At 71.9% G+C, this 18,984-nt stretch carries 15 protein-coding genes, 2 tRNA genes and 1 riboswitch; of the genes, 13 read left to right on the plus strand and 4 right to left on the minus strand.

What is annotated here, in order from left to right:
- Positions 1-96 precede the first annotated feature (96 nt).
- From OHS70_RS19290 to OHS70_RS19345, 12 genes are all read left to right on the plus strand, one after another.
- A complete protein-coding gene (locus OHS70_RS19290) occupies positions 97-447 on the plus strand; it encodes a metallopeptidase family protein (RefSeq protein ID WP_328399034.1) in 351 nt (116 codons plus the stop codon).
- The gene (locus OHS70_RS19295; protein ID WP_328399035.1) at positions 444-932 is read left to right on the plus strand and encodes a fluoride efflux transporter FluC; all 489 of its coding nucleotides are present in this window, start codon (positions 444-446) and stop codon (positions 930-932) included. The genes OHS70_RS19290 and OHS70_RS19295 overlap by 4 nt, the downstream gene beginning before the upstream one ends.
- Positions 929-1,291: a fluoride efflux transporter FluC gene (locus OHS70_RS19300; RefSeq protein ID WP_328399036.1), complete on the plus strand. Its 363-nt coding sequence runs from the start codon at positions 929-931 to the stop codon at positions 1,289-1,291. Before OHS70_RS19295 ends, OHS70_RS19300 begins: the two co-directional genes overlap by 4 nt.
- 182 nt (positions 1,292-1,473) lie before the next feature.
- Positions 1,474-1,974 carry a hypothetical protein gene (locus OHS70_RS19305; RefSeq protein ID WP_328399037.1) on the plus strand — a complete coding sequence of 167 codons (501 nt, stop codon included), beginning with the start codon at positions 1,474-1,476 and terminating at the stop codon, positions 1,972-1,974.
- A gap of 205 nt (positions 1,975-2,179) precedes the next feature.
- A complete protein-coding gene (locus OHS70_RS19310; RefSeq protein WP_328399038.1) occupies positions 2,180-4,369 on the plus strand; it encodes a DEAD/DEAH box helicase in 2,190 nt (729 codons plus the stop codon).
- 201 nt (positions 4,370-4,570) lie between these two features.
- Positions 4,571-4,643, plus strand: a tRNA-Lys gene (locus tag OHS70_RS19315).
- Between the two features lie 157 nt (positions 4,644-4,800).
- Positions 4,801-5,475, plus strand: coding sequence for a hypothetical protein (locus OHS70_RS19320; RefSeq protein ID WP_328399039.1), 675 nt, complete (start codon positions 4,801-4,803; stop codon positions 5,473-5,475).
- Between the two features lie 235 nt (positions 5,476-5,710).
- Entirely contained in the window at positions 5,711-6,154 is a 444-nt protein-coding gene (locus OHS70_RS19325) for an RrF2 family transcriptional regulator (RefSeq protein ID WP_328399040.1), read from the plus strand.
- Between the two features lie 67 nt (positions 6,155-6,221).
- Positions 6,222-7,436 (plus strand): globin domain-containing protein, encoded by a 1,215-nt coding sequence (locus OHS70_RS19330; protein ID WP_328399041.1) that lies wholly within the window; start codon positions 6,222-6,224, stop codon positions 7,434-7,436.
- 463 nt (positions 7,437-7,899) lie between these two features.
- A tRNA-Met gene (locus tag OHS70_RS19335) sits at positions 7,900-7,973 on the plus strand.
- A 184-nt stretch (positions 7,974-8,157) separates the two neighbouring features.
- Complete coding sequence (locus tag OHS70_RS19340) at positions 8,158-9,324, plus strand: PP2C family protein-serine/threonine phosphatase (RefSeq protein ID WP_328399042.1); 1,167 nt, start codon at positions 8,158-8,160, stop codon at positions 9,322-9,324.
- 214 nt (positions 9,325-9,538) lie between these two features.
- A riboswitch (cyclic di-AMP (ydaO/yuaA leader) is annotated at positions 9,539-9,693 on the plus strand.
- Between the two features lie 11 nt (positions 9,694-9,704).
- Complete coding sequence (locus OHS70_RS19345) at positions 9,705-10,751, plus strand: M23 family metallopeptidase (RefSeq protein WP_328399043.1); 1,047 nt, start codon at positions 9,705-9,707, stop codon at positions 10,749-10,751.
- Between the two features lie 170 nt (positions 10,752-10,921).
- Here OHS70_RS19345 and OHS70_RS19350 read toward each other — a convergent pair whose 3' ends face one another.
- From OHS70_RS19350 to OHS70_RS19365, 4 genes are all read right to left on the minus strand, one after another.
- Entirely contained in the window at positions 10,922-12,289 is a 1,368-nt protein-coding gene (locus tag OHS70_RS19350; RefSeq protein WP_443062622.1) for a PrsW family intramembrane metalloprotease, read from the minus strand.
- A 68-nt stretch (positions 12,290-12,357) separates the two neighbouring features.
- A complete protein-coding gene (gene trmB / locus OHS70_RS19355; RefSeq protein ID WP_328399044.1) occupies positions 12,358-13,149 on the minus strand; it encodes a tRNA (guanosine(46)-N7)-methyltransferase TrmB in 792 nt (263 codons plus the stop codon).
- A 153-nt stretch (positions 13,150-13,302) separates the two neighbouring features.
- Positions 13,303-14,526 (minus strand): L-2-hydroxyglutarate oxidase, encoded by a 1,224-nt coding sequence (gene lhgO, locus OHS70_RS19360; RefSeq protein ID WP_328399045.1) that lies wholly within the window; start codon positions 14,524-14,526, stop codon positions 13,303-13,305.
- Between the two features lie 101 nt (positions 14,527-14,627).
- Positions 14,628-16,109 (minus strand): MFS transporter, encoded by a 1,482-nt coding sequence (locus OHS70_RS19365; protein WP_328399046.1) that lies wholly within the window; start codon positions 16,107-16,109, stop codon positions 14,628-14,630.
- A gap of 691 nt (positions 16,110-16,800) precedes the next feature.
- Here OHS70_RS19365 and OHS70_RS19370 point away from each other — a divergent pair.
- The gene (locus OHS70_RS19370; RefSeq protein ID WP_328405754.1) at positions 16,801-18,945 is read left to right on the plus strand and encodes an asparagine synthase-related protein; all 2,145 of its coding nucleotides are present in this window, start codon (positions 16,801-16,803) and stop codon (positions 18,943-18,945) included.
- Positions 18,946-18,984: the final 39 nt, after the last annotated feature.

Here is an 18,984-nt window from a genome sequence, read left to right on the forward strand (position 1 = left end):
TTTCCGGGGCTTCGCGTGCCATTGGTCCCGTATGCCCAGTCGGGCAGGCGGCCATGCCGGGGCGACCGGCCGCACGGCGTACGTGACAATGGCCACGTGCTGGAGATGACGCGCGAGGAGTTCGAGGAACTGGTCGCCGAGGCCCTCGACAGGATCCCGCCGGAGCTGACGCGGCTGATGGACAACGTCGCGGTGTTCGTGGAGGACGAGCCGGCCGTCGACGACCCCGAGCTGCTCGGGCTCTACGAAGGGACTCCGCTGACCGACCGCGGTGAGTGGTACGCGGGGGTGCTGCCGGACCGGATCACCATCTACCGGGGGCCGACGCTGCGGATGTGCGAGACCCGTGAGGACGTTGTCGCGGAGACCGAGATTACTGTCGTGCACGAGATCGCGCATCACTTCGGGATCGACGACGAGCGCCTGCACGCACTGGGTTACGGGTGAGTTCTGAGGCGGCCGGCGCTGCGGAGGCCGCGGATGCGGTCGATCCGGATGTCGATCTGCATGTGGCGGCACAGCGCGCGGAGACCGCCGGGGCGCACAAGTGGGCGGTGCTCGCAGCGATCTCGGCCGGCGGCGCGGCAGGAGCCTCGGCGCGGTACGGGGCCCAGCTGCTGTGGCCGGTGCCGGACGGCTCGTTCCCGTGGACGGTGCTCGGGGTCAACGTGCTGGGATGCGCGCTGATCGGCGTGCTCATGGTGCTGGTCACCGAGCGCGGCGGCAGGTGGGCCCACCCGCTGGTGCGGCCGTTCCTCGGGGTCGGTGTGCTCGGCGGGTTCACGACGTTCTCGACGTACGCCCTCGATTTCTCGACGCTCCTGGAGCACGGGCGGGCCGGCCTCGCGCTCGCGTACGCCGGAGGGACGGTCGGGGGAGCGCTGCTCGCCGTGTGGTCGGCGGCGGCGGGAACGAGGGCTGCGCTGAGGTGAGCTGGCTGCTGGTGATCGCGGGGGCCGCAATCGGCGCTCCGCTGCGCTATCTGACGGACCGTGCGGTGCAGGCGCGCCACGCGTCGGTGTTCCCGTGGGGGACGTTCGTGGTCAATGTGTCGGGGAGTCTGGTGCTCGGGGTGCTGGCCGGCGCGTCGGTGTCGTCGGGGGTGTTCGCGCTGCTGGGGACCGGGCTGTGCGGGGCGCTGACGACGTACTCCACGTTCTCGTACGAGACTCTGCGGCTGGCCGGGTCCGGACGGACGTTCCTGGCGGTGGCGAATGCGGGCGGCTCGCTGCTCGTCGGTTTCGGGGCGGTCTTCGCCGGCGAAGTGTGGGGACGTGCCCTGAACGGGTGACCTGGCAGGTCAGGCGCCGGCGTCCGTGGCGGGCCGTCCCGCCGCGCGGTGGGGGCGGGATTTCGGGCGTGTCCCTGGCGGGGTGCCGGGAGTTGGGCAGGGAGACTTGTGTCTTCTGCCTCGGAGGTACCCCCGTGCGCCAGTTGTCAGCATGTGGCCGATCGGCCGTCAGGACCGCCGCCGTGCTGGCCGTCCTGGCCTCGGCCGGCTGCATGAGCGTGAGCGACGAGGAGGGCGGGAAGCCTGCCCCGAGCACGTCGGCCGAGCGGCCGGGTGCCGGCGCCGAGCCGGACGGCCCGGGCAGGCTGCCGGGCGGACAGCAGGTCCGCGGGGGCATGAGGGACTCGGACGGGGACGGCAAGGACGACAAGAATGCCTCGCCCAGCCCGAGCGGGTCCGCGAGCGTCACGCCCAAGGCCTCGGCGGGCGGGCCGCGGCCGCAAGCCCCGGCGAAGCCGACGCAGACGCGCGACGGCAGCTCCCCGTCCGTACCGGAGCCGCCTGTTCCGCCGTCCGATGCGCCGCCCGAGCCCCCGGCGAGTCCCAGCCCGCCGCCGGACGGCCCGACCGTTCAGCCGTCCGCCTCGTCCGCGCCCGAGGTGCATGCCGGGGCGATGCGGGTGGTGCAGGTACCGGGCATGCAGACGCAGCCGGTGGCTTCGCCGCAGATGGGGCCGGTGTAACGGGGCTCACTCCGATCGGGTTTGCCTTGACCCGGGGGGAGTGCGTATGGTGGTAGATCGTTTGATCCCATTGCCCGGCGCCGACACAGAAGAGCGCCGCGTGGCGCGTTACTCCCTAGCCGTGGCTGACCGCATTGAGGCGGTCGAATTGCGAATTCACGGAGTTTGGGCGCGTGCCGAGACTCCGGAAGGTTTCGCATTTCGCATGTCCAATTTCAGTACTGATCACGCCGTCATGCCCGAGAACGCGGAGATCGTCACCGAGACGGTCGAAGCCGTAGAGGCTGTCACCGACGCTGCTCCCGAGGTCACCTTCGCGGACCTCGGCCTCCCCGAGGGTGTCGTCCGCAAGCTCGCCCAGAACGGCGTGACCACGCCCTTCCCGATCCAGGCCGCGACCATTCCGGACGCCCTGGCCGGCAAGGACATCCTCGGCCGCGGCCGCACCGGCTCCGGCAAGACCCTCTCCTTCGGTCTGCCGACCCTGGCCACGCTGGCCGGCGGCCGCACGGAGAAGAAGAAGCCGCGCGCGATCATCCTCACCCCGACGCGTGAGCTCGCGATGCAGGTCGCGGACGCGCTCCAGCCGTACGGCGACGTGCTCGGCCTGAAGATGAAGGTCGTCTGCGGCGGTACGTCCATGGGCAACCAGATCTACGCCCTGGAGCGTGGCGTCGACGTCCTCGTCGCCACCCCGGGCCGTCTGCGGGACATCATCAACCGCGGCGCCTGCTCCCTCGAGAACGTCCAGGTCGCCGTCCTCGACGAGGCCGACCAGATGTCCGACCTGGGCTTCCTGCCCGAGGTCACCGAGCTGCTCGACCAGATCCCCGGCGGCGGCCAGCGGATGCTCTTCTCCGCCACGATGGAGAACGAGATCAGCACGCTGGTCAAGCGCTACCTGACGAACCCCGTCACCCACGAGGTCGACAGCGCGCAGGGCAACGTCACGACCATGACGCACCACGTGCTCGTCGTGAAGCCGAAGGACAAGGCGCCGGTCACGGCCGCCATCGCCGCCCGCAAGGGCCGCACCATCATCTTCGTGCGCACCCAGCTGGGCGCCGACCGCATCGCGGAGCAGCTGCGCGACTCCGGCGTGAAGGCCGACGCGCTGCACGGCGGCATGACCCAGGGCGCCCGCACCCGCACGCTGGCCGACTTCAAGGACGGCTACGTCAACGCGCTCGTCGCGACCGACGTCGCCGCCCGCGGTATCCACGTCGACGGCATCGACCTGGTCCTGAACGTGGACCCGGCCGGTGACCACAAGGACTACCTGCACCGCTCGGGCCGTACGGCCCGGGCCGGCAAGTCCGGTGTCGTCGTCTCCCTCTCGCTGCCGCACCAGCGCCGCCAGATCTTCCGCCTCATGGAGGACGCGGGTGTCGACGCCTCGCGCCACATCGTCGGCGGCGCCGGCGCGTTCGAGCCGGAGGTCGCCGAGATCACCGGCGCCCGTTCGCTGACCGAGGTCCAGGCCGACTCCGCGAACAACGCGGCCAAGCAGGCCGAGCGCGAGGCCGCCCAGCTCACCAAGGAGCTGGAGCGCGCGCAGCGCCGCGCAGCCGAGCTGCGCGAGGAGGCCGACCGTCTGGTGGCCCGTGCCGCGCGCGAGCGGGGCGAGGACCCGGAGGCGGCGGTCGCCGAGGTGGCGGAGGCCGCTGTGGCCGAGGTCGCCGCGGAGGTCTCCGTGCCGGAGCAGCCCGCCGCCCGCGAGGTGCGCGAGTCCCGTGACGAGCGTCCGTCGTACGACCGCCGGGACGACCGCGGCAACTTCGAGCGCCGGGAGCGCCGGGACGGCGACCGCGGTGGCTTCAACCGTGACCGTGGCTTCGAGCGCCGTGACAACGACCGTGGCGGCTTCAACCGCGACCGCGGTGGCTTCAACCGTGACGACCGTGGTGGCCGTCCCTTCGAGCGTCGTGACGACCGTGGCGGGTTCCGCCGTGACGAGCGCCGTGACAACGACCGTGGCGGCTTCAACCGTGACGACCGTGGTGGCCGCTCCTTCGAGCGTCGTGACGACCGTGGTGGCCGTCCCTTCGAGCGTCGTGACGACCGTGGCGGGTTCCGCCGTGACGAGCGCCGTGACAACGACCGTGGCGGCTTCAACCGTGACGACCGTGGCGGCCGTCCCTTCGAGCGTCGTGACGACCGCCCGTCGTCCGGCTTCCGCGCCGGCGCCGGCGGCGACCGTCCGTCCGGCCACCGTGGCAGCGACCGTCCGTTCAACCGCGACCGCCGTGACGACCGCCCGTCGTCCGGCTTCCGCGCCGGCGGCGGCGGCGACCGCCCGTACGGCCGCCGCGACGACCACCGCGGTGGCGCCGGTTCGAGCTCCGGCTCGTTCGGCCGCCGGGACGACAAGCCGCGCTGGAAGCGCAACGGCTGACCGGATCGCCGGCAGTAGCTGACTGAACGGCAGGGCCCGTACGACACCTCGGTGTTGTGCGGGCCCCGCCGCTTCTCACCCGCCGGGACGATCCGCGAAGGTGCCCGCTTCGGAGGGCTTCGGACCCAGGGACATGACGGGGAAGGGATACCCGATCGGCTCCGGGGATCTCTCCGGCTATGCTCAGGGGTGTTGTGTCGAGGGCCGTTAGCTCAATTGGCAGAGCAGCGGACTTTTAATCCGTTGGTTGTGGGTTCGAGTCCCACACGGCCTACCGCTCAGCCCCAGGTCAGATCCGTTCCGGCCTGGGGCTGACCTCGTTCTCGGGGCCGATCACGCCGATTGCCCGGCCGGTCACGGTGCCGTTCGAGGACAACGAACAGGACACCAGTTCCCAGAACGGGGAACACCTGTGCGGCACCATGACCCGCATGAAGTCTGTCGCGCGCCTGCCGCGCCTCCTGTTGCCCGTGACGGCCGTGGCACCCCTTGCCCTGGCCCTGGTCGCCTGCGGAACGGAAACCGCCGGAACGGAATCCGGCGGAAGCGGAGCCGCCGGTCCGGGAGTGGACCGGTCCGAGCTGGAGGCACGTGCGCGTGCCGCCCAGGTGGCGATCGAGAACGTCTACGTCACCGAGGTGTCGGGCTTCGAGGTGGCCAAGCAGTCCGTGGGCGTCCTCGGTGCCGACGGGTTCTCGGCGACGTATGTGGAACAGGGCACGGGTGTGCAGATACGCCTTGGTGTCGATCGGGGCTCCATGGACGCGGCAAGCTGCCCGAAGGCCCCGCTCGGTGTCGGCAGCGCTGCGACGGGCGGCGCTGTCGAGTGCGTGGAGGACGGCAAGAGGTGGTACCGCAGGAGCGCCTCGGAACACGAGTACGTGACCGAGGTGGACGGGCGGCTGGTGCGGGTCAACGCCGACACCGGCAGCGTGGATCGCGCCACCCTGCGCAAGGCGGCCGAGGCCGCGCACGCCGCCGGCGACGCGGAACTCGACGCCGTACTGCCTCCCGGGCAGGGCGACGGCGGGCAGCCGGTCGAGCGCGGCGATCTGCCGCCGGTCGGTGACGGGGCGCCGAACAACGATGTGGGGACGAGCGGTTGAGCACCGGGCCCGGACCCCGGACCCCGGCCCCCGAGACGGCGAGCATGGAGCAGACCCTCCAGGGTGCAGCCGGCGGCCGCCCGGCGACCGGCTGCGCACCCGCTGAAGGGCACCCTGCCCCTCGGCCCGGCGATCCCCACCATGATCGTCCGAGGTGCCACCACGGACGCGACAGCGGAGTCCTGCATCAGGCCCCTAATGCGCATACTGAATGCCAATTTGATAGCTTCATGGTGTGCGACTGACCAAGTTCACCGATCTGGGCCTCCGTGCCGTGATGCGTCTCGCCGTTGCCGAGCATGGCGGGACGCTGACCACTCGCGAGGTGGCGGAAGCCATGAACGTGCCCTACGCGCACATGGCCAAGGCCATCGCCCGGCTGCAGCACCTCGGGGTCGTCGAGGCGCGGCGGGGGCGCGGTGGTGGGCTCGCGCTGACCGGACCGGGGCGTGAGACCTCGGTCGGCCGGCTGGTCCGGGAGCTCGAGGGGCAGGGGGAGGTTGTCACCTGCGAGGGTGACACGCCCTGCCCGCTGCGCGGGGCGTGCCGGCTGCGGCGGGCGCTGCGCGACGCGCAGGAGGCCTTCTACGCCACCCTCGATCCACTGACCGTGGCCGACCTGGTGGCCTCGCCGACCGGGCCGGTGCTGGTCGGTCTGACCGGGCGCCGCATCGAGTGAAATCCCCCTCGATCCGGGGGCGGTCGCGTCCAAAAATACGAAGATCAAATACCAATTAGGAGTCGCTGTGCTCTCCGAGCAGTCCGTGCCGATCGTCCGCGCCACCCTGCCTGCCGTCGGTGCCGCCATCGGCGACATCGCCGAGCTCTTCTACCAGAAGCTCTTCGAGGACCGGCCCGAGCTGCTGCGGGACCTGTTCAACCGCGGTAACCAGGCCAACGGGGAGCAGCGGCAGGCCCTGGCCGGTTCCGTCGCCGCCTTCGCCGGCATGCTGCTGGAGCATCCCGGCGAGCGGCCGGACGCGATGCTCGCCCGCATCGCCAACAAGCACGCCTCGCTCGGTGTCACGTCCGACCAGTACAAGCTGGTCCACCAGCACCTCTTCGCCGCGATCGCCGACGTGCTCGGTGACGCCGTCACCCCCGAGGTCGCCGCTGCCTGGGACGAGGTCTACTGGCTGATGGCCAATGCGCTGATCGCCGCCGAAGCCAGGCTCTACCAGGAGGCCGGGACCGCCGAAGGCGACGTCTGGCGGCAGATGGAGATCGTCGAGCGGCACGAGGAGACCCCCGAAGTGGTCTCCTTCCGTCTGCGGCGCACCGACGGACACCCCGTCGCGCTCTTCCGGCCGGGGCAGTACGTCAGCGTCCGGGTGCAACTCCCCGACGGCGCACGGCAGATCCGCCAGTACAGCCTCTCCGCGGCGCCCGGTTGCCCACAGTGGCGCATCACCGTCAAGCGCGTGCGGGGTGCGGGCGGTCCCGAGGGCGAGGTCTCGTCGTGGCTCCACGAACACACAAAGGTGGGCGATGAGTTGACCGTGTCCGTCCCGTTCGGCGACCTCGTGCTGCGCGAGGGCGACGGTCCGTTGCTGCTGGTCTCCGCCGGCATCGGCAGCACGCCGATGCTGTCCGTGCTCGATCACCTGACCGCCGTCGGATCCACGCGCCCTGTGGTCGTGGTCCATGCCGACCGGAGCCCGGCGGAGCACGCGCACCGTGACGAGTTGCGCCGGCTCGTCGAGGCGCACCCGAACGCGAAGCTGCACCTTTGGTACGAGGAGGCCGGTGATCCGGCCGGTGAGGCCGCGACCGGGCAGGCGGACGTCGGTCTGCTGGATCTGCCCGAGGGGCTGACCGCCTACCTGTGCGGCCCGCTGCCGTTCATGCGCGCGGTGCGCCGTGATCTGCTGCTGCGGGGTGTTTCCGCGCGGGCGATCCATTACGAGGTCTTCGGTCCCGACCTGTGGCTCGGGCAGCAGGAGGAGAAGGCGCAAGCCTGAACCCGGACACGACAGTCCCCGGCGTCCTCATCGGTTCCTCGAGTCTCAGTCGTCGCTGAGGACTCTTGTCGCCGACAGGATCTGCCGGGGGCCTGGCCAGAGCCGAGACTAGGGTCACGCGGGCTTCTGGACGTCTCCAGGAGCGGGTGCGGCTCCATCCGGTTATCCGGTGTATTGAGAATTTTCCTCCTTATTTCTCCCTAGTCAAGAACTATGTTCAGTTTTGTTCTATTGGGATTCTGTCGCCCCGGCCGGCAGTGGCCGGCTCACCGGCCCTCGTTCGTCCAGGAACGCCGCGACGACCTCCTGCTGCAGTGAGAGGTCCGGGTCGGGGGCCGGGGCGTTCCTCATAGCGCTGACGGACGAGGGCAGGGCGATGTGACAGGAAAAACGGGGATTATGGCCGCCGGCCGCAAAATTGGTCGGGACCGTGCTCCGGATGGCGTAAGGTTGTGTTCACCGACGCGGGGTGGAGCAGCTCGGTAGCTCGCTGGGCTCATAACCCAGAGGTCGCAGGTTCAAATCCTGTCCCCGCTACTAGCAGGCAGTGGCCCGGTTTCCGATCGAAAAGATCGGGAACCGGGCCTTTGTCGTGTGCCGGAGGGCCGACCCCTTCGCCCGGTCGGAGGACGGCGGGTCGCTGTCCGGCCCGGCAGCCGGGAGCCTTTAAGGGGGCGCGGTACCGTCCGCGCCCGGAGGAGGACCGGGCAGGAGAACGGCATTGGGGCGAGAGCAGGGCAGGATCTGGAGCGCTCAGAGCCTCGTCCGAGCGCTGCCCCCGCTGATGATCGTCGGTGGGGTGGTCTTCGATCTGCTGACTCCGCCCCAGTTCACCGCGGTCCCGATGTTCGCGGCGGCTCCGCTGGTCGCCGCACCGCTCTTCAGCTGGTTCATGACATTGCTGACCGGGATCGCGGCGGTCATGGGTGTGACCGGCCTGCACTTCTACAACCAGTCCATCGGGGAGATCACGTCGTACACCGAGGTGAGCACCGTGGTCACCGTCTCGGCGCTCGCCCTGCTGATCAACACGGTCGTCCGGCGCAGTGGCGAGCGGCTCGCCTCCGCGCGGGGGATCGCAGAGGCGGCGCAGCGGGCCGTGCTGCCGGAACCGGCGGGGCGGATCGGCGGACTGCAGGTGGCTGCCCGTTACGAGGCCGCCCAGGCGGACGCGTTCATCGGCGGCGACCTGTTCGCCGTGCAGGAGACGCCGCACGGTGTGCGGCTGATTGTCGGGGACGTACGCGGCAAGGGGATGGGCGCGGTGGCGGTCGTGGCCGTCATCGTCGGGGCCTTCGGCGAGGCGGCCGAGCAGGAGAGCTCGCTGGAGGGCGTGGCCCGGCGGCTGGAGCGGGCACTGGCCCGCGAGACCCCCCTGCGGGAGGGGCTGGACGCAGTCGAGAGCTTCACCACCGCCGTACTGGGCGAGATCCCGCGCGAGGGCGGCCTGGTGCGGCTGGTGAACCGAGGCCATCCGGATCCGCTGGTGCTGCGCGGCGACGGGAAGGTGGACAGCCTGGTGCCGTCCACGGCGTCGCTTCCCCTGGGAATGGGGGACTTGGGGATGTGGCCGGACCGGGCGGAGGAGTATCGGGTGCCCGCCGGGTCCACGCTGCTGTTCTACACCGACGGGCTGTCCGAGGCCCGCGATGCCGACGGGGTGTTCTACGCCCCCCGGGCGCGGCTGTCCGGCCGGCTGTTCGCCGGGCCGGAGGAACTGCTCGACGCGGTGGTCGCCGACGTACGGCGGCACACCGGCGGTGGGGCGAACGACGACATGGCGCTGCTGGCGGTCGCCCGGCCCGCCGAGAGGCGGCCGGAGCCGGGCGCGAAGGTGCCCGTGACGGCCGCGGAGGAGGAGTCGCGGCCCCGCCGCCACGCTGTGTGATCGAAGGACACCACTCCGCATAACATTTGACGAACTGTCAGAACAGGGAGTGTCCTGAGTGGCGATCAAGTCGCCCGATTCCGGATGGTTGTGTCCAGATAAGTCCTGGCCAAAGCCGTTAATGATCAGTCGGAACGGCTTGGAATCCGGCCCCCGTGTCTATTAACGTTCGATAACGCAGCGCGGTCGTCACAACCGTCGCAAGAGACGGCACCGTGCGCACGCGCCGAATCCCGCAAGGGAACCGGGGAACCACCAATTGGGGTGAATCGGGCGTCTTTTGCCGTGCTGTCGCGGCCGAAGCGCCTGTAGGAGACCTTCCTGCTCCGAACCCGTCAGCTAACCCGGTAGGCGAGAAGGAAGGAAAGGAGTGCGCCTTCGTGGCGTCCAACATGCCTGCCCCCGAGGCCCCCTTCGTAACGAGTCCCTTCGGTGACGATGCTGGGGAGCGGGAGTGGGAGGAATGGAACCCCACCGCGGACTCCGTCCGTCCGGTGCGCGGCCGGCACCGCGTCGTCAAGCAGCGCGGCGGTCTCGCCCGTAGCTCCACGGTGCTCGGCGTCGGTGTGATCGCCGCAGTCGGCGCGGGCGGCATGGCCACCGCGCAGGACAAGCCGGCGGTCTCGATATCGCTTCCCGACGCGATCACGGACAAACTCCCCGACGCCAAGTCCCTGCCGGGCGTCGGCTCCCTCATGTCCGACGACTCGGACTCCGGGAACGACAACACCACGACGCTCGGCGGCGTGACGACCGCCGCCGCCGGCGGCGACACGGCGGGCTCCCAGCGGACTGCCGACGCGGGCGAGGCGCTGCGCGCCCGGATCCTGCAGCAGGCCGAGCAGCAGCAGGCCGAGGTGGACGCCGAGGCGAAGGCCGCAGCCGAGAAGGCCGCAGCCGAGCAGGCCGCCGCCCTGGCCGAGAAGCAGCAGACCGCGGCAGAGGCCAAGGCCGCGGAGGAGAAGCGCAAGGCCGAGGAGGCCGCCGCGGCCAAGGCGGAGGCCGAGCGCCTCGCCAAGCTCGCCGCGAGCTACTCGCTGCCCACCTCCTCGTACACGATCACCTCCACCTACGGCGAGTCCGGCTCCATGTGGTCCTCCGGCCAGCACACCGGCCTGGACTTCGCGGCCCCGACGGGCACGCCGGTCAAGGCGGTGCACGGCGGCACCGTCAAGTCGGCCGGCTGGTCCGGTTCGTACGGCTACCGCATCGTCCTCGAGCTCGAGGACGGCACCGAGGTCTGGTACGCCCACCTCTCCTCGATGACCGCCACCGCCGGCCAGAAGGTGACCACCGGCGAGACGATCGGCCGCGTCGGCGCGACCGGCAACGTCACCGGGCCTCATCTGCACCTCGAGGTGCACACCGCGGGCGGCTCGGGTCTCGACCCGATGGCGTGGCTGCGGGACAAGGGCCTCACCGTCTGACGGTCCCCACCGGCCGTTCACCGCTTTTCCCGTCCGGATCGCCCGCCCCCTCACCCCCGTGGTGAGTACGGGGCCGGGCGGTTTCCGGCTGCCCGCGCACCGGTGGCGGCACCGCGTACCCCGGCGGTCGTGGTGCCCCCAGACGTCTGGGCTGCCGGTCCCGCCCTTCGTCAGATCCGGTAGGGGTTGGGCCCGCCGTAGTTGCGGTACGGAGGCGGCACCCGCACCCGTCCGGTGGCCTGCGCCGCATAGCTGAGCGAGGGACCGGCCACCTCCCTGCGCTGCCACAGATGGTGGAGCAGCTCCTGCTCGCGTTCCGTGAAGTCCGGGCCCATCGCGCCGCGGTGGGCCCGGTGGCGCAGAAACGCGAGCGAGGTCGCGAACGCCTCGTACTCCGAGACGGCATGCCCCGCCGCCGGGCCGTAGGTCCGCCGGGCGAAGTCGCGGGCCATCGTGCGCGCCCGCATGGACGACAGCGCGGGCGGCTCGGCGGGCAGCAGCCAGCCGGCCGCGGCGTACGCGGGCAACTGCAGGGATATCGTGCGCAGCTCGCGCTGCCTGGTCCATATCGCCAGCCAGGTCAGCAGCCCGAACGCGGGCACCATGAACGCCTCGTACACCACGTAGAAGCCCCACACGCCGAACAGCGACGCGGAGCCGTTCCACAGGGCGTGCACGCCCATCGCGAGGACGAGGCCCAGCAGCGGCAGCGCGATGCGGCGGATCCGGCGGCGCCGGGCGGCGAGCGCGGCCATCCCGAAGCCGATGCCGGTCAGCACGGTGAAGAGGGGGTGCGCGAACGGCGAGAGCACGATGCGTACGAAGAAGGTCGCGGCGGTCACGGACGCCAGGCCCGAGGTGCCGATCTCCTGGTCCTCGCCGAAGGCGTTCCCGAGATAGAGGATGTTCTCGGTGAAGGCGAACCCGGTCGCGGTGAAGCCGGCCACCACCACGCCGTCGACGATCCCTGTGAAGTCTCGGCGGCGGAAGAGGAAGATCAGCAGGATCGCGGCGGCTTTGGCGCTCTCCTCGACCACCGGCGCGATCACGGTCGCGCCGAGCGTGTCCGCCGATGCCGGATCAGCGGTGGCCGTGGCGATCCAGCGGGTCGCGAAGGTGTTGGCGATGATCGCGATCAGCGCGGCGGCGCAGGCGCCCCACGAGAACGCGAAGAGGAGATTGCGCCAGGGGCCCGGTTCGACCCGGTCCAGCCAGCGGAAGGCCGTCATGAGCAGCGGGACGGGCAGGGTGGCGAGGCCGAGCCCGACCAGGAACCCGTGGGTGCCGGTCTGTTCCCGTACCAGTGCGAGGATCACCAGTCCGCACAGTGCCAGCAGCGTGATCAGCACACCCGCGCGGACCGCCTTGCTCCGCCACACGCGGGCTGCGCGCGGCCGGTAGCGCGGACGCCCGCGCTGCGGCACGGCGGTGAGCAGATGGTCCATCTGCCGCTGTTCGCAGGCAGGCACTGCCGGATACGACGGCCCCGTCGGGGTGTTCGGCGGCTGCGGCGCGTGCTGCGCGGACGGCTGGGACATCCGTCGACCCTAACGAGGGCCACCGACAGCCGGCGATGCTGTTTGCCACAGGCGGTGGCAGCAGAGGGTCAACCGGTGGGCAGTACGCGGCGGAACAGCAGGTCGTGGACCTTGTGCCCCTTGTCGAGCCCCTGCCCCTCGAAGCGGGTCAGCGGGCGGAAGGCGGGCCGCGGGGCGTAGCCGCCGTCCTCCTGGGTGTTCTCGAACTCGGGGTGCGCCGAGAGGACCTCGAGCATCTGCTCCGCGTACGGCTCCCAGTCGGTCGCGCAGTGCAGCAGCGCGCCGGGCTTGAGGCGCTGGGTGGCGAGGGTGAGGAACTCGGGCTGGATCAGCCGGCGCTTGTGGTGCCGCTTCTTGGGCCAGGGGTCCGGGAAGTAGACCCGCAGGCCGTCGAGCGAGCGGGGCGGGAGCATCTCGCGCAGGAGGATGATCGCGTCGCCGTTGGCCACCCGGATGTTGGACAGCCCGTTCCGCTCCGCGAGACCGAGGAGGTTGCCCTGGCCCGGGGTGTGGACGTCGGCGGCGAGAATCCCGGTCTCCGGGTCGTCGGCGGCCATCTGCGCGGTGGCTTCGCCCATCCCGAACCCGATCTCCAGGACGACGGGCAGCCCGCCGAACATCTCCTCGAGATCGAGCACACCGTGCCCGTCGATGTCGAGGCCCCACACCGGCCACAGCCGCTGCAGCGCATCGCCCTGTCCCGTGGTCACCCGGCTCCGCCGCGGCTGGAAGCTGCGGATACGGCGCTCGTGGTGCGAACCGGCGGGATCGGCGGCGGGTCCGCCGGGGAAACGGGGCTCGCCCTTGGCACGTATGAAGGGCCGGTGGGCGTCGGGGGTGGGATTTCGAAGCTCAGACACAGTGCCGTCGATTCTACGAGCCCTCCGGTGCGGCTCGGATCCGTGCGTCTCGGGGCAGAGGCGCTGGTGCTGGAGCGGGGGCCTGCCCGGCTCGCCCGCCCGGATCCTGCCCTGCCACCCCGCCTCTGCCGCCCCGCCTCCGCCGCCCCGTCTCTACCGTGCCGCCCGGGCCGGACGGTCCGCCGCCAGCGCGGTCAGGGCCCGGCGGGCCACCTCGCGGCCGATCGGCAGGGAAGCCGTCGCCGCAGGCGACGGCGCGTTCAGCACATGGACCGTGCGTGGCGCCTCGCGGATCAGGAAGTCGTCCGCCAGCGTCCCGTCCCGCAGCACTGCCTGGGCCCGCACCCCCGACGGGGCCGGCCGCAGATCGGACTCCGTCACCGGGGGCAGCAGCCGGCGCACCGCCTCGGTGAAGGCCCGCTTGGACAAGGAGCGGTGCAGCTCGCCCGCGCCGTAGCGCCAGTGGCGGCGCGCGATGCGCCACGAACCGGGCCACACGAGCGTGCCGGCCAGATCCCGGGGACGCAGCTGCGACCAGCTGTAGCCCTCGCGGGCCAGCGCCGGGACCGCGTTCGGGCCGACATGGACGCCGCCGTCGATGCCACGGGTCAGATGCACGCCGAGGAAGGGGAACGCCGGGTCCGGCACCGGGTAGACCAGGCCGTGTACGAGGTCCGGGCGGGCCAGCTCGTAGTACTCGCCCCGGAAAGGGACGATCCGCATTCCTGGGTCGTCGCCCGCCAGCCGAGCCACCCGGTCGCAGTGCAGCCCCGCGCAGTTGACCAGCACCCGCGCCCGCACCACCGCCCCGGACGCGGTGCGCACGGCGACGCCCCAGGGGCGCCGGTCGACAGCGACCACCTCCTGGCCGTACCGCACATCCGCGCCCGAGGCCGTCGCGAGCTGTGCCGCCACCGCGCCGAAGTCGCACACCCCGGTCGTACCGACATGGATCGCGGCAAGGCCCCGCACGTGGGGCTCGTACTCGCCGATCTGGGCCGGGCCCAGCTCGCGCACCGGAATGCCGTTCTCGCGGCCGCGCTGGACCAGGGCGTGCAGCCGAGGCAGCTCGTCGCGGCCGGTGGCGACGATCAGCTTCCCGGTGACCTCGTGGTCGATGCCGTACTCGGCGCAGAACTTCACCATCTCGGCCGCGCCGCGCACCGCGAACCGAGCCTTCAGCGAGCCGGGGCGGTAGTAGATCCCGCTGTGGATCACTCCGCTGTTCCGCCCGGTCTGGTGCCGTGCCGGGCCCCACTCCTTCTCCAGCACCGTCACCGTGGTTCCGGGGGCCGCGCGCGTGAGGGCGTACGCCACCGACAGACCGACGATCCCGCCGCCGATCACCAGCACGTCACAGTCGTATGCCGTCGTCACCGCACACCTCCCACCCCGATAGTGCACTGGCCCACCGACAATGCGCTTAAACCAGGCCCGTGCCGTTGCCGGGCCGGGGGGAGCGAAGTGCCGTGCGGCCGCTAGGCCGGGGCGACCAGCAGCGGCCGGGCCCGTTCCCTCAGCTCCACGACCCGCGGCTCGTCGCCGTACGGCTCGAGGCGGTGCAGCAGGTCCCGTACGTACTCGGTCGTACGCGCCGAGGAGATCCGGCCCGCGACCTCCACCGCCCGGGTGCCGGCCGCGCATGCCGCGTCCAGATTGCCCGATTCCAGCTCGGCGACCGCCGAGACGACCAGACGTAAGCCGTGCGAGCGCACGAACTCCTCCGTCGGCCGCGACAGCGCCTGCTCGGTGAATCGGCGTACCTCACGCGGCGCCTTCAGATCCCGGTAGCACTCCGCCGCGTCCGCCGCGAACCGGTCGTACGAGTAGAAGCCCAGCCAGGTCGGGTCGGTGTCTCCCTCGCGCGAGCGCTCCAGCCATCCCTCCGCCGACTTGAGCGCGGCCCCGGCCGCCGCCGCGTCGTTCGCCTTGGCGTGCGCCCGTGCCTCCACCAGGCGGAAGAAGCTCATGGTGCGGGCGGTGGCGAGGCCACGGTTGCGCTCCAGCGCGGCCTGGGCGAGGTCGACCCCTTCGTCGGCGAAGCCCCGGTAGGTCGCCTGCAGCGACATCGACGCCAGGACGTAGCCGCCCAGCGGCACGTCGGCCGCGGCGCGGGCCAGGCGCAGCGCCTGGATGTAGTACCGCTGCGCGGCCTCCTGCTGCCCGGTGTCGAAGGCCATCCATCCGGCCAGCCGGGTCAGCTCGGCGGTGGCCCCGAACAGTGCGCGGCCCACCTCGTCCGAGTACGAGCCCAGCAGCAGCGGTGCCGCGTCAACCCGGAGGCACTCCGGCACCATCGACGAACGCCAGTCCCCACCCCCGTACTTGGAGTCCCAGCGGCGGGCGTCCTCTGCGGCCTCGCGCAGCTTGGCGACATCGCTGTGGCCCACCCGGACCGGGGAGTCCGCCGTCTCCGGCAGCTCCGTGGCCCCGGGGACTGCTGGGACGCCTGCGGTGTCAGAGGTGCCCCGCGCCGTGTCCACCGAGCGCTCGACGGACGAGTCGGCGGGGGTTATCAGCCAGCGTGAGGCCGGTGTGGCGTAAGCGCTCACTGCGAAGGATCCGGCCAGTGACTGCCAGATGCCGCCGCCGCCCGCCCGGCGGCCGGCCAGGTCGAGGCGGTAGAGCTCGGTGGCCGATTTCACCGCCTCGCCCACATCGCGCGGGAAGGCGAGGCCGACCTCCGGCGCCGGGTCGGCGTCGGCGAGGCCGATCTCGTGGAGCGGCACGGGGCGGCCCAGTTTCGCGCCGATGGCGGCGGCGATGAGATGGGGCGCGGAGCCCTGCGGCACCATGCCCTTCGACACCCATCGCGCCACCGACGTCTTGTCGTAGCGAAGGGTCAGACCGCGCTGCGCACCGAGGTCGTTGACCCGCCGGGCGAGGCCGGCGTTGCTGATTCCCGCGAGGGCGAGAACGGTGCCGAGCTTCTCGTTCGGCCCGCGTTGCTCCCTGGACATGCGCCACCCCTCGACACACAGACGGCCGCCGCGTCGCGCGAGGCGCACGGCATTCGTACTGTGTCCTCCTGGTTTGCACAGCACCTCCGGACCGGTCCCGGCTGCAAAAGCACCCGTCCGAGCCCTTCGGAATATGCGCGCCCGCGGAGGACAGCAGTAAACACAGCGTAGTTCGCCACATCCCGACCGTTAAGAGGCGGTCTTCCGTATGGCGAGATTGTTGTCTGTACGGGCGGTTGGCGCGTACGCCCCCGTGCCCCCGCCGTGTGGCCGTGCGCCCGTCCGTGCGCTCTGGCCGGGGCGTGTCGGGAGCGCTTCCATGAGTCCTGCGTGGGTCGGCCCACTGCGACTGGAAACCAGTGGGCTGGGGGACACCGCCGTCTCAATCCCCGCGGGCGGCGGACCGGTCCGGGAGGTGAATCGAGTTCAACTGATCCTCCCGGACTGTGAGTTGAGCTGAAACCGATGCGTGTGCACGAACACAGAATGGCCGAATGACGTCTGTCCCCAAGGGCCCTCCGAGGCCCCGTGCAGACCCTCGGCGGTCCCCGGGCGCGGTCGGCGACCGTCACCAAACGGCCATTGCCAGGGGCGTGTTCACTTTTTGCGCGCGCTACCCGGACACCCTCCTGCGCGCCTCCTTCGTGGCAGCATGTTCCCGAACGGCTTCGGGAATGTGGTGGAGGCGGCGATGCGGTGGCTGGTGGGGTGGAGCAGTATCGCCGCGAACTTCGGTACGGCAGGGGCCGTCGGGGCATCCGGCGAAGGCCGAACGGTCCACCCCGTGGGAGCCCAACTGCTGTGGGGCGATCCCGATCCGCTGTGGGCGGTCGGCGACTGGCGCCCGGACGAGGTCAGGGTCGTCACCGTCGCCCCGCCCCAGCGCAACGTCCCGGGCGGCACGAGTGCACCCGCCGTCACCCGCCTCGCCGTCCTCGGCTGCTGCGCCGCCAGCGACGAGGAGCTGAGGGTCGGGCTGTTCGCCGCCCGCGGCGGCGCGCTGCGCCATCTGACCGCATGGGCCGGCAGCTACACCGCCGTCGTCCAGGTCGGTCGCCGGATCACCGTGGTGGGCGACCTGGCCGGGGCGAGACCCGTCTTCTACACCCCCTGGGCGAACGGCACGGCCTACGCCACCGCGGCACTGCCGCTCGCCGACCTCATCGAAGCCCAGCTGGACATCGGCCACCTGGCCGCGCTCCTGGCCTGCCCCGAGACCCCGGAAGCGCTGCGTGACTCCACCCCGTACGCCGGGGTCAGACGCATCCCGCCCGGCCATGCGCTGATCCTGCGCGAGGGCTCGCGGGAGATCACCGGGTACGAGCCGGTGGCCTCGCTTGCCGTCGCCGGGCCGCAGATCGAGGCCGGGCGGGCCATCGACGGCGTGCGGGACGCACTCGTCGAGGCGGTACGGGCGAGACTCACGGCACCTCGGCATGCCCCGGAGACCCTGCCGCCCGACCCGGGGCCCGTACCGGGCATGGGGCCCGCCGAACGTCGCGCGGCACGGGGGGCGCCTGCGCCCGGCATCGGTGCGGACCTGTCAGGGGGCAGCGCCTCCAGCACCCTCGCCCTGCTGGCGGCAGGACTGCCCGGCGTGCCGGGCACCGTCCTCGGCCATGGCACCGGCGCGGGTGAACGGCTGCTCGCCGTCACCTTCAACGACCTCGCCACCGGCGATCACGAGGCCCGTGAACCCGAACTGGAGCGGGCCCGGGTGATCGCCGCGAACCCGCGGCTGCACCATGTCGTGGTCGCCGGCGGGGAGGAGACACTGCCGTACGCCGGGCTCGACACGGGCCCGCTGACCGACGAGCCCGCGCCGTCCCTGGTGGTCGCCGAACGCCACCGGGGCCGCCTGGCCGCGGGCAGTGCCGACCACTTCACCGGGGCGGGCGCACGACAGGTGCTCGACGCGCATCCGGCTCGCCTGGCCGATCTGCTGCTGGACCGGCGCCGGCGCCATCTGCTGCGGCCGGTCACGGCGCTCGCCCGCGCCGAAGGGCCTTCGGCGCAGTCGCTGTTCGTACCGCTCACGATGTACCGGGCGGCGCGGCGCCTGGCCCGTACGCCGTACCGCACCGGCCTGGAGACGGCGGCGGACCGGCTGCTGGCGGCGAACCGTCCGGGCGGCGGGCCGCCGGGCGGACCGGTGGGTGCCTCACTGGCCGCCCTGACCTGGTCACGGCCGGGACCGGCGGCGCGCTGGCTGACGGGAGAGGCACTGGCTGAAGTATCGGTTCGTCTGACGGAGGCGGCGACCCGGCCGACGTCCGTCCAGCGGCCCGGCGAGGCACGGGCACGGGCCGCTCTGACCCGGCACGCCGCGGACCAGCGGATCCTGGAACAGGCCGCGGAGATCCGCAGCCAGCGGCTGCACGCCCCCTTTCTGGACAACCAGGTCGTACGGGCCTGCCGGGACCTGCCCGAGTCGCTGCGGGTCCAGCCGGGGGCGCGCACCGCGGTGCTGCGGGCGGTCCTCGCGGGCACGGGCATCCACGACCTGCCGCCGGGCTGGGGCGCCCCGACCCAGGCTGCCTCGTCCACGACGGCCCGGGCAGGCCTGCGCGCGGCGCTCCCGCATCTGATCGCCCTCTTCGACGCCCCCTTGCTCGCGGACGCCGGCCTCGTGGAGGCGCGGGTCGTCCGCAAGGCGCTGCGGGCCGCCTCGGAGGGCGAACCCGTGCCGTTGGACGGCCTGACCGACCTGATCTCCACCGAGCTGTGGCTGCGCAGACTGCTCTCGCGCCGCGGCACCTGCTGGACGGGCACGGCCGCTCCGCGCTCGCGCGCTGTCGCGGGCGGTGTACCGCAGAGGCCCACGCTTCAGGCCTGAGACTTCGGCGCGCCGCCCGGGAGAAGGACGGTGCCTGCC

This window comes from Streptomyces sp. NBC_00390, assembly GCF_036057275.1.
GTDB lineage: Bacteria > Actinomycetota > Actinomycetes > Streptomycetales > Streptomycetaceae > Streptomyces.

Coding starts and splice junctions, on each gene's coding strand:
- OHS70_RS19310 (WP_328399038.1), top strand. CDS start 2,180: ATGTCCAATTTCAGTACTGATCACGCCGTCATGCCCGAGAACGCGGAG.
- OHS70_RS19320 (WP_328399039.1), top strand. CDS start 4,801: ATGAAGTCTGTCGCGCGCCTGCCGCGCCTCCTGTTGCCCGTGACGGCC.
- OHS70_RS19350 (WP_443062622.1), bottom strand. CDS start 12,289: ATGTCCCAGCCGTCCGCGCAGCACGCGCCGCAGCCGCCGAACACCCCG.
- OHS70_RS19365 (WP_328399046.1), bottom strand. CDS start 16,109: ATGTCCAGGGAGCAACGCGGGCCGAACGAGAAGCTCGGCACCGTTCTC.
- OHS70_RS19370 (WP_328405754.1), top strand. CDS start 16,801: ATGCGGTGGCTGGTGGGGTGGAGCAGTATCGCCGCGAACTTCGGTACG.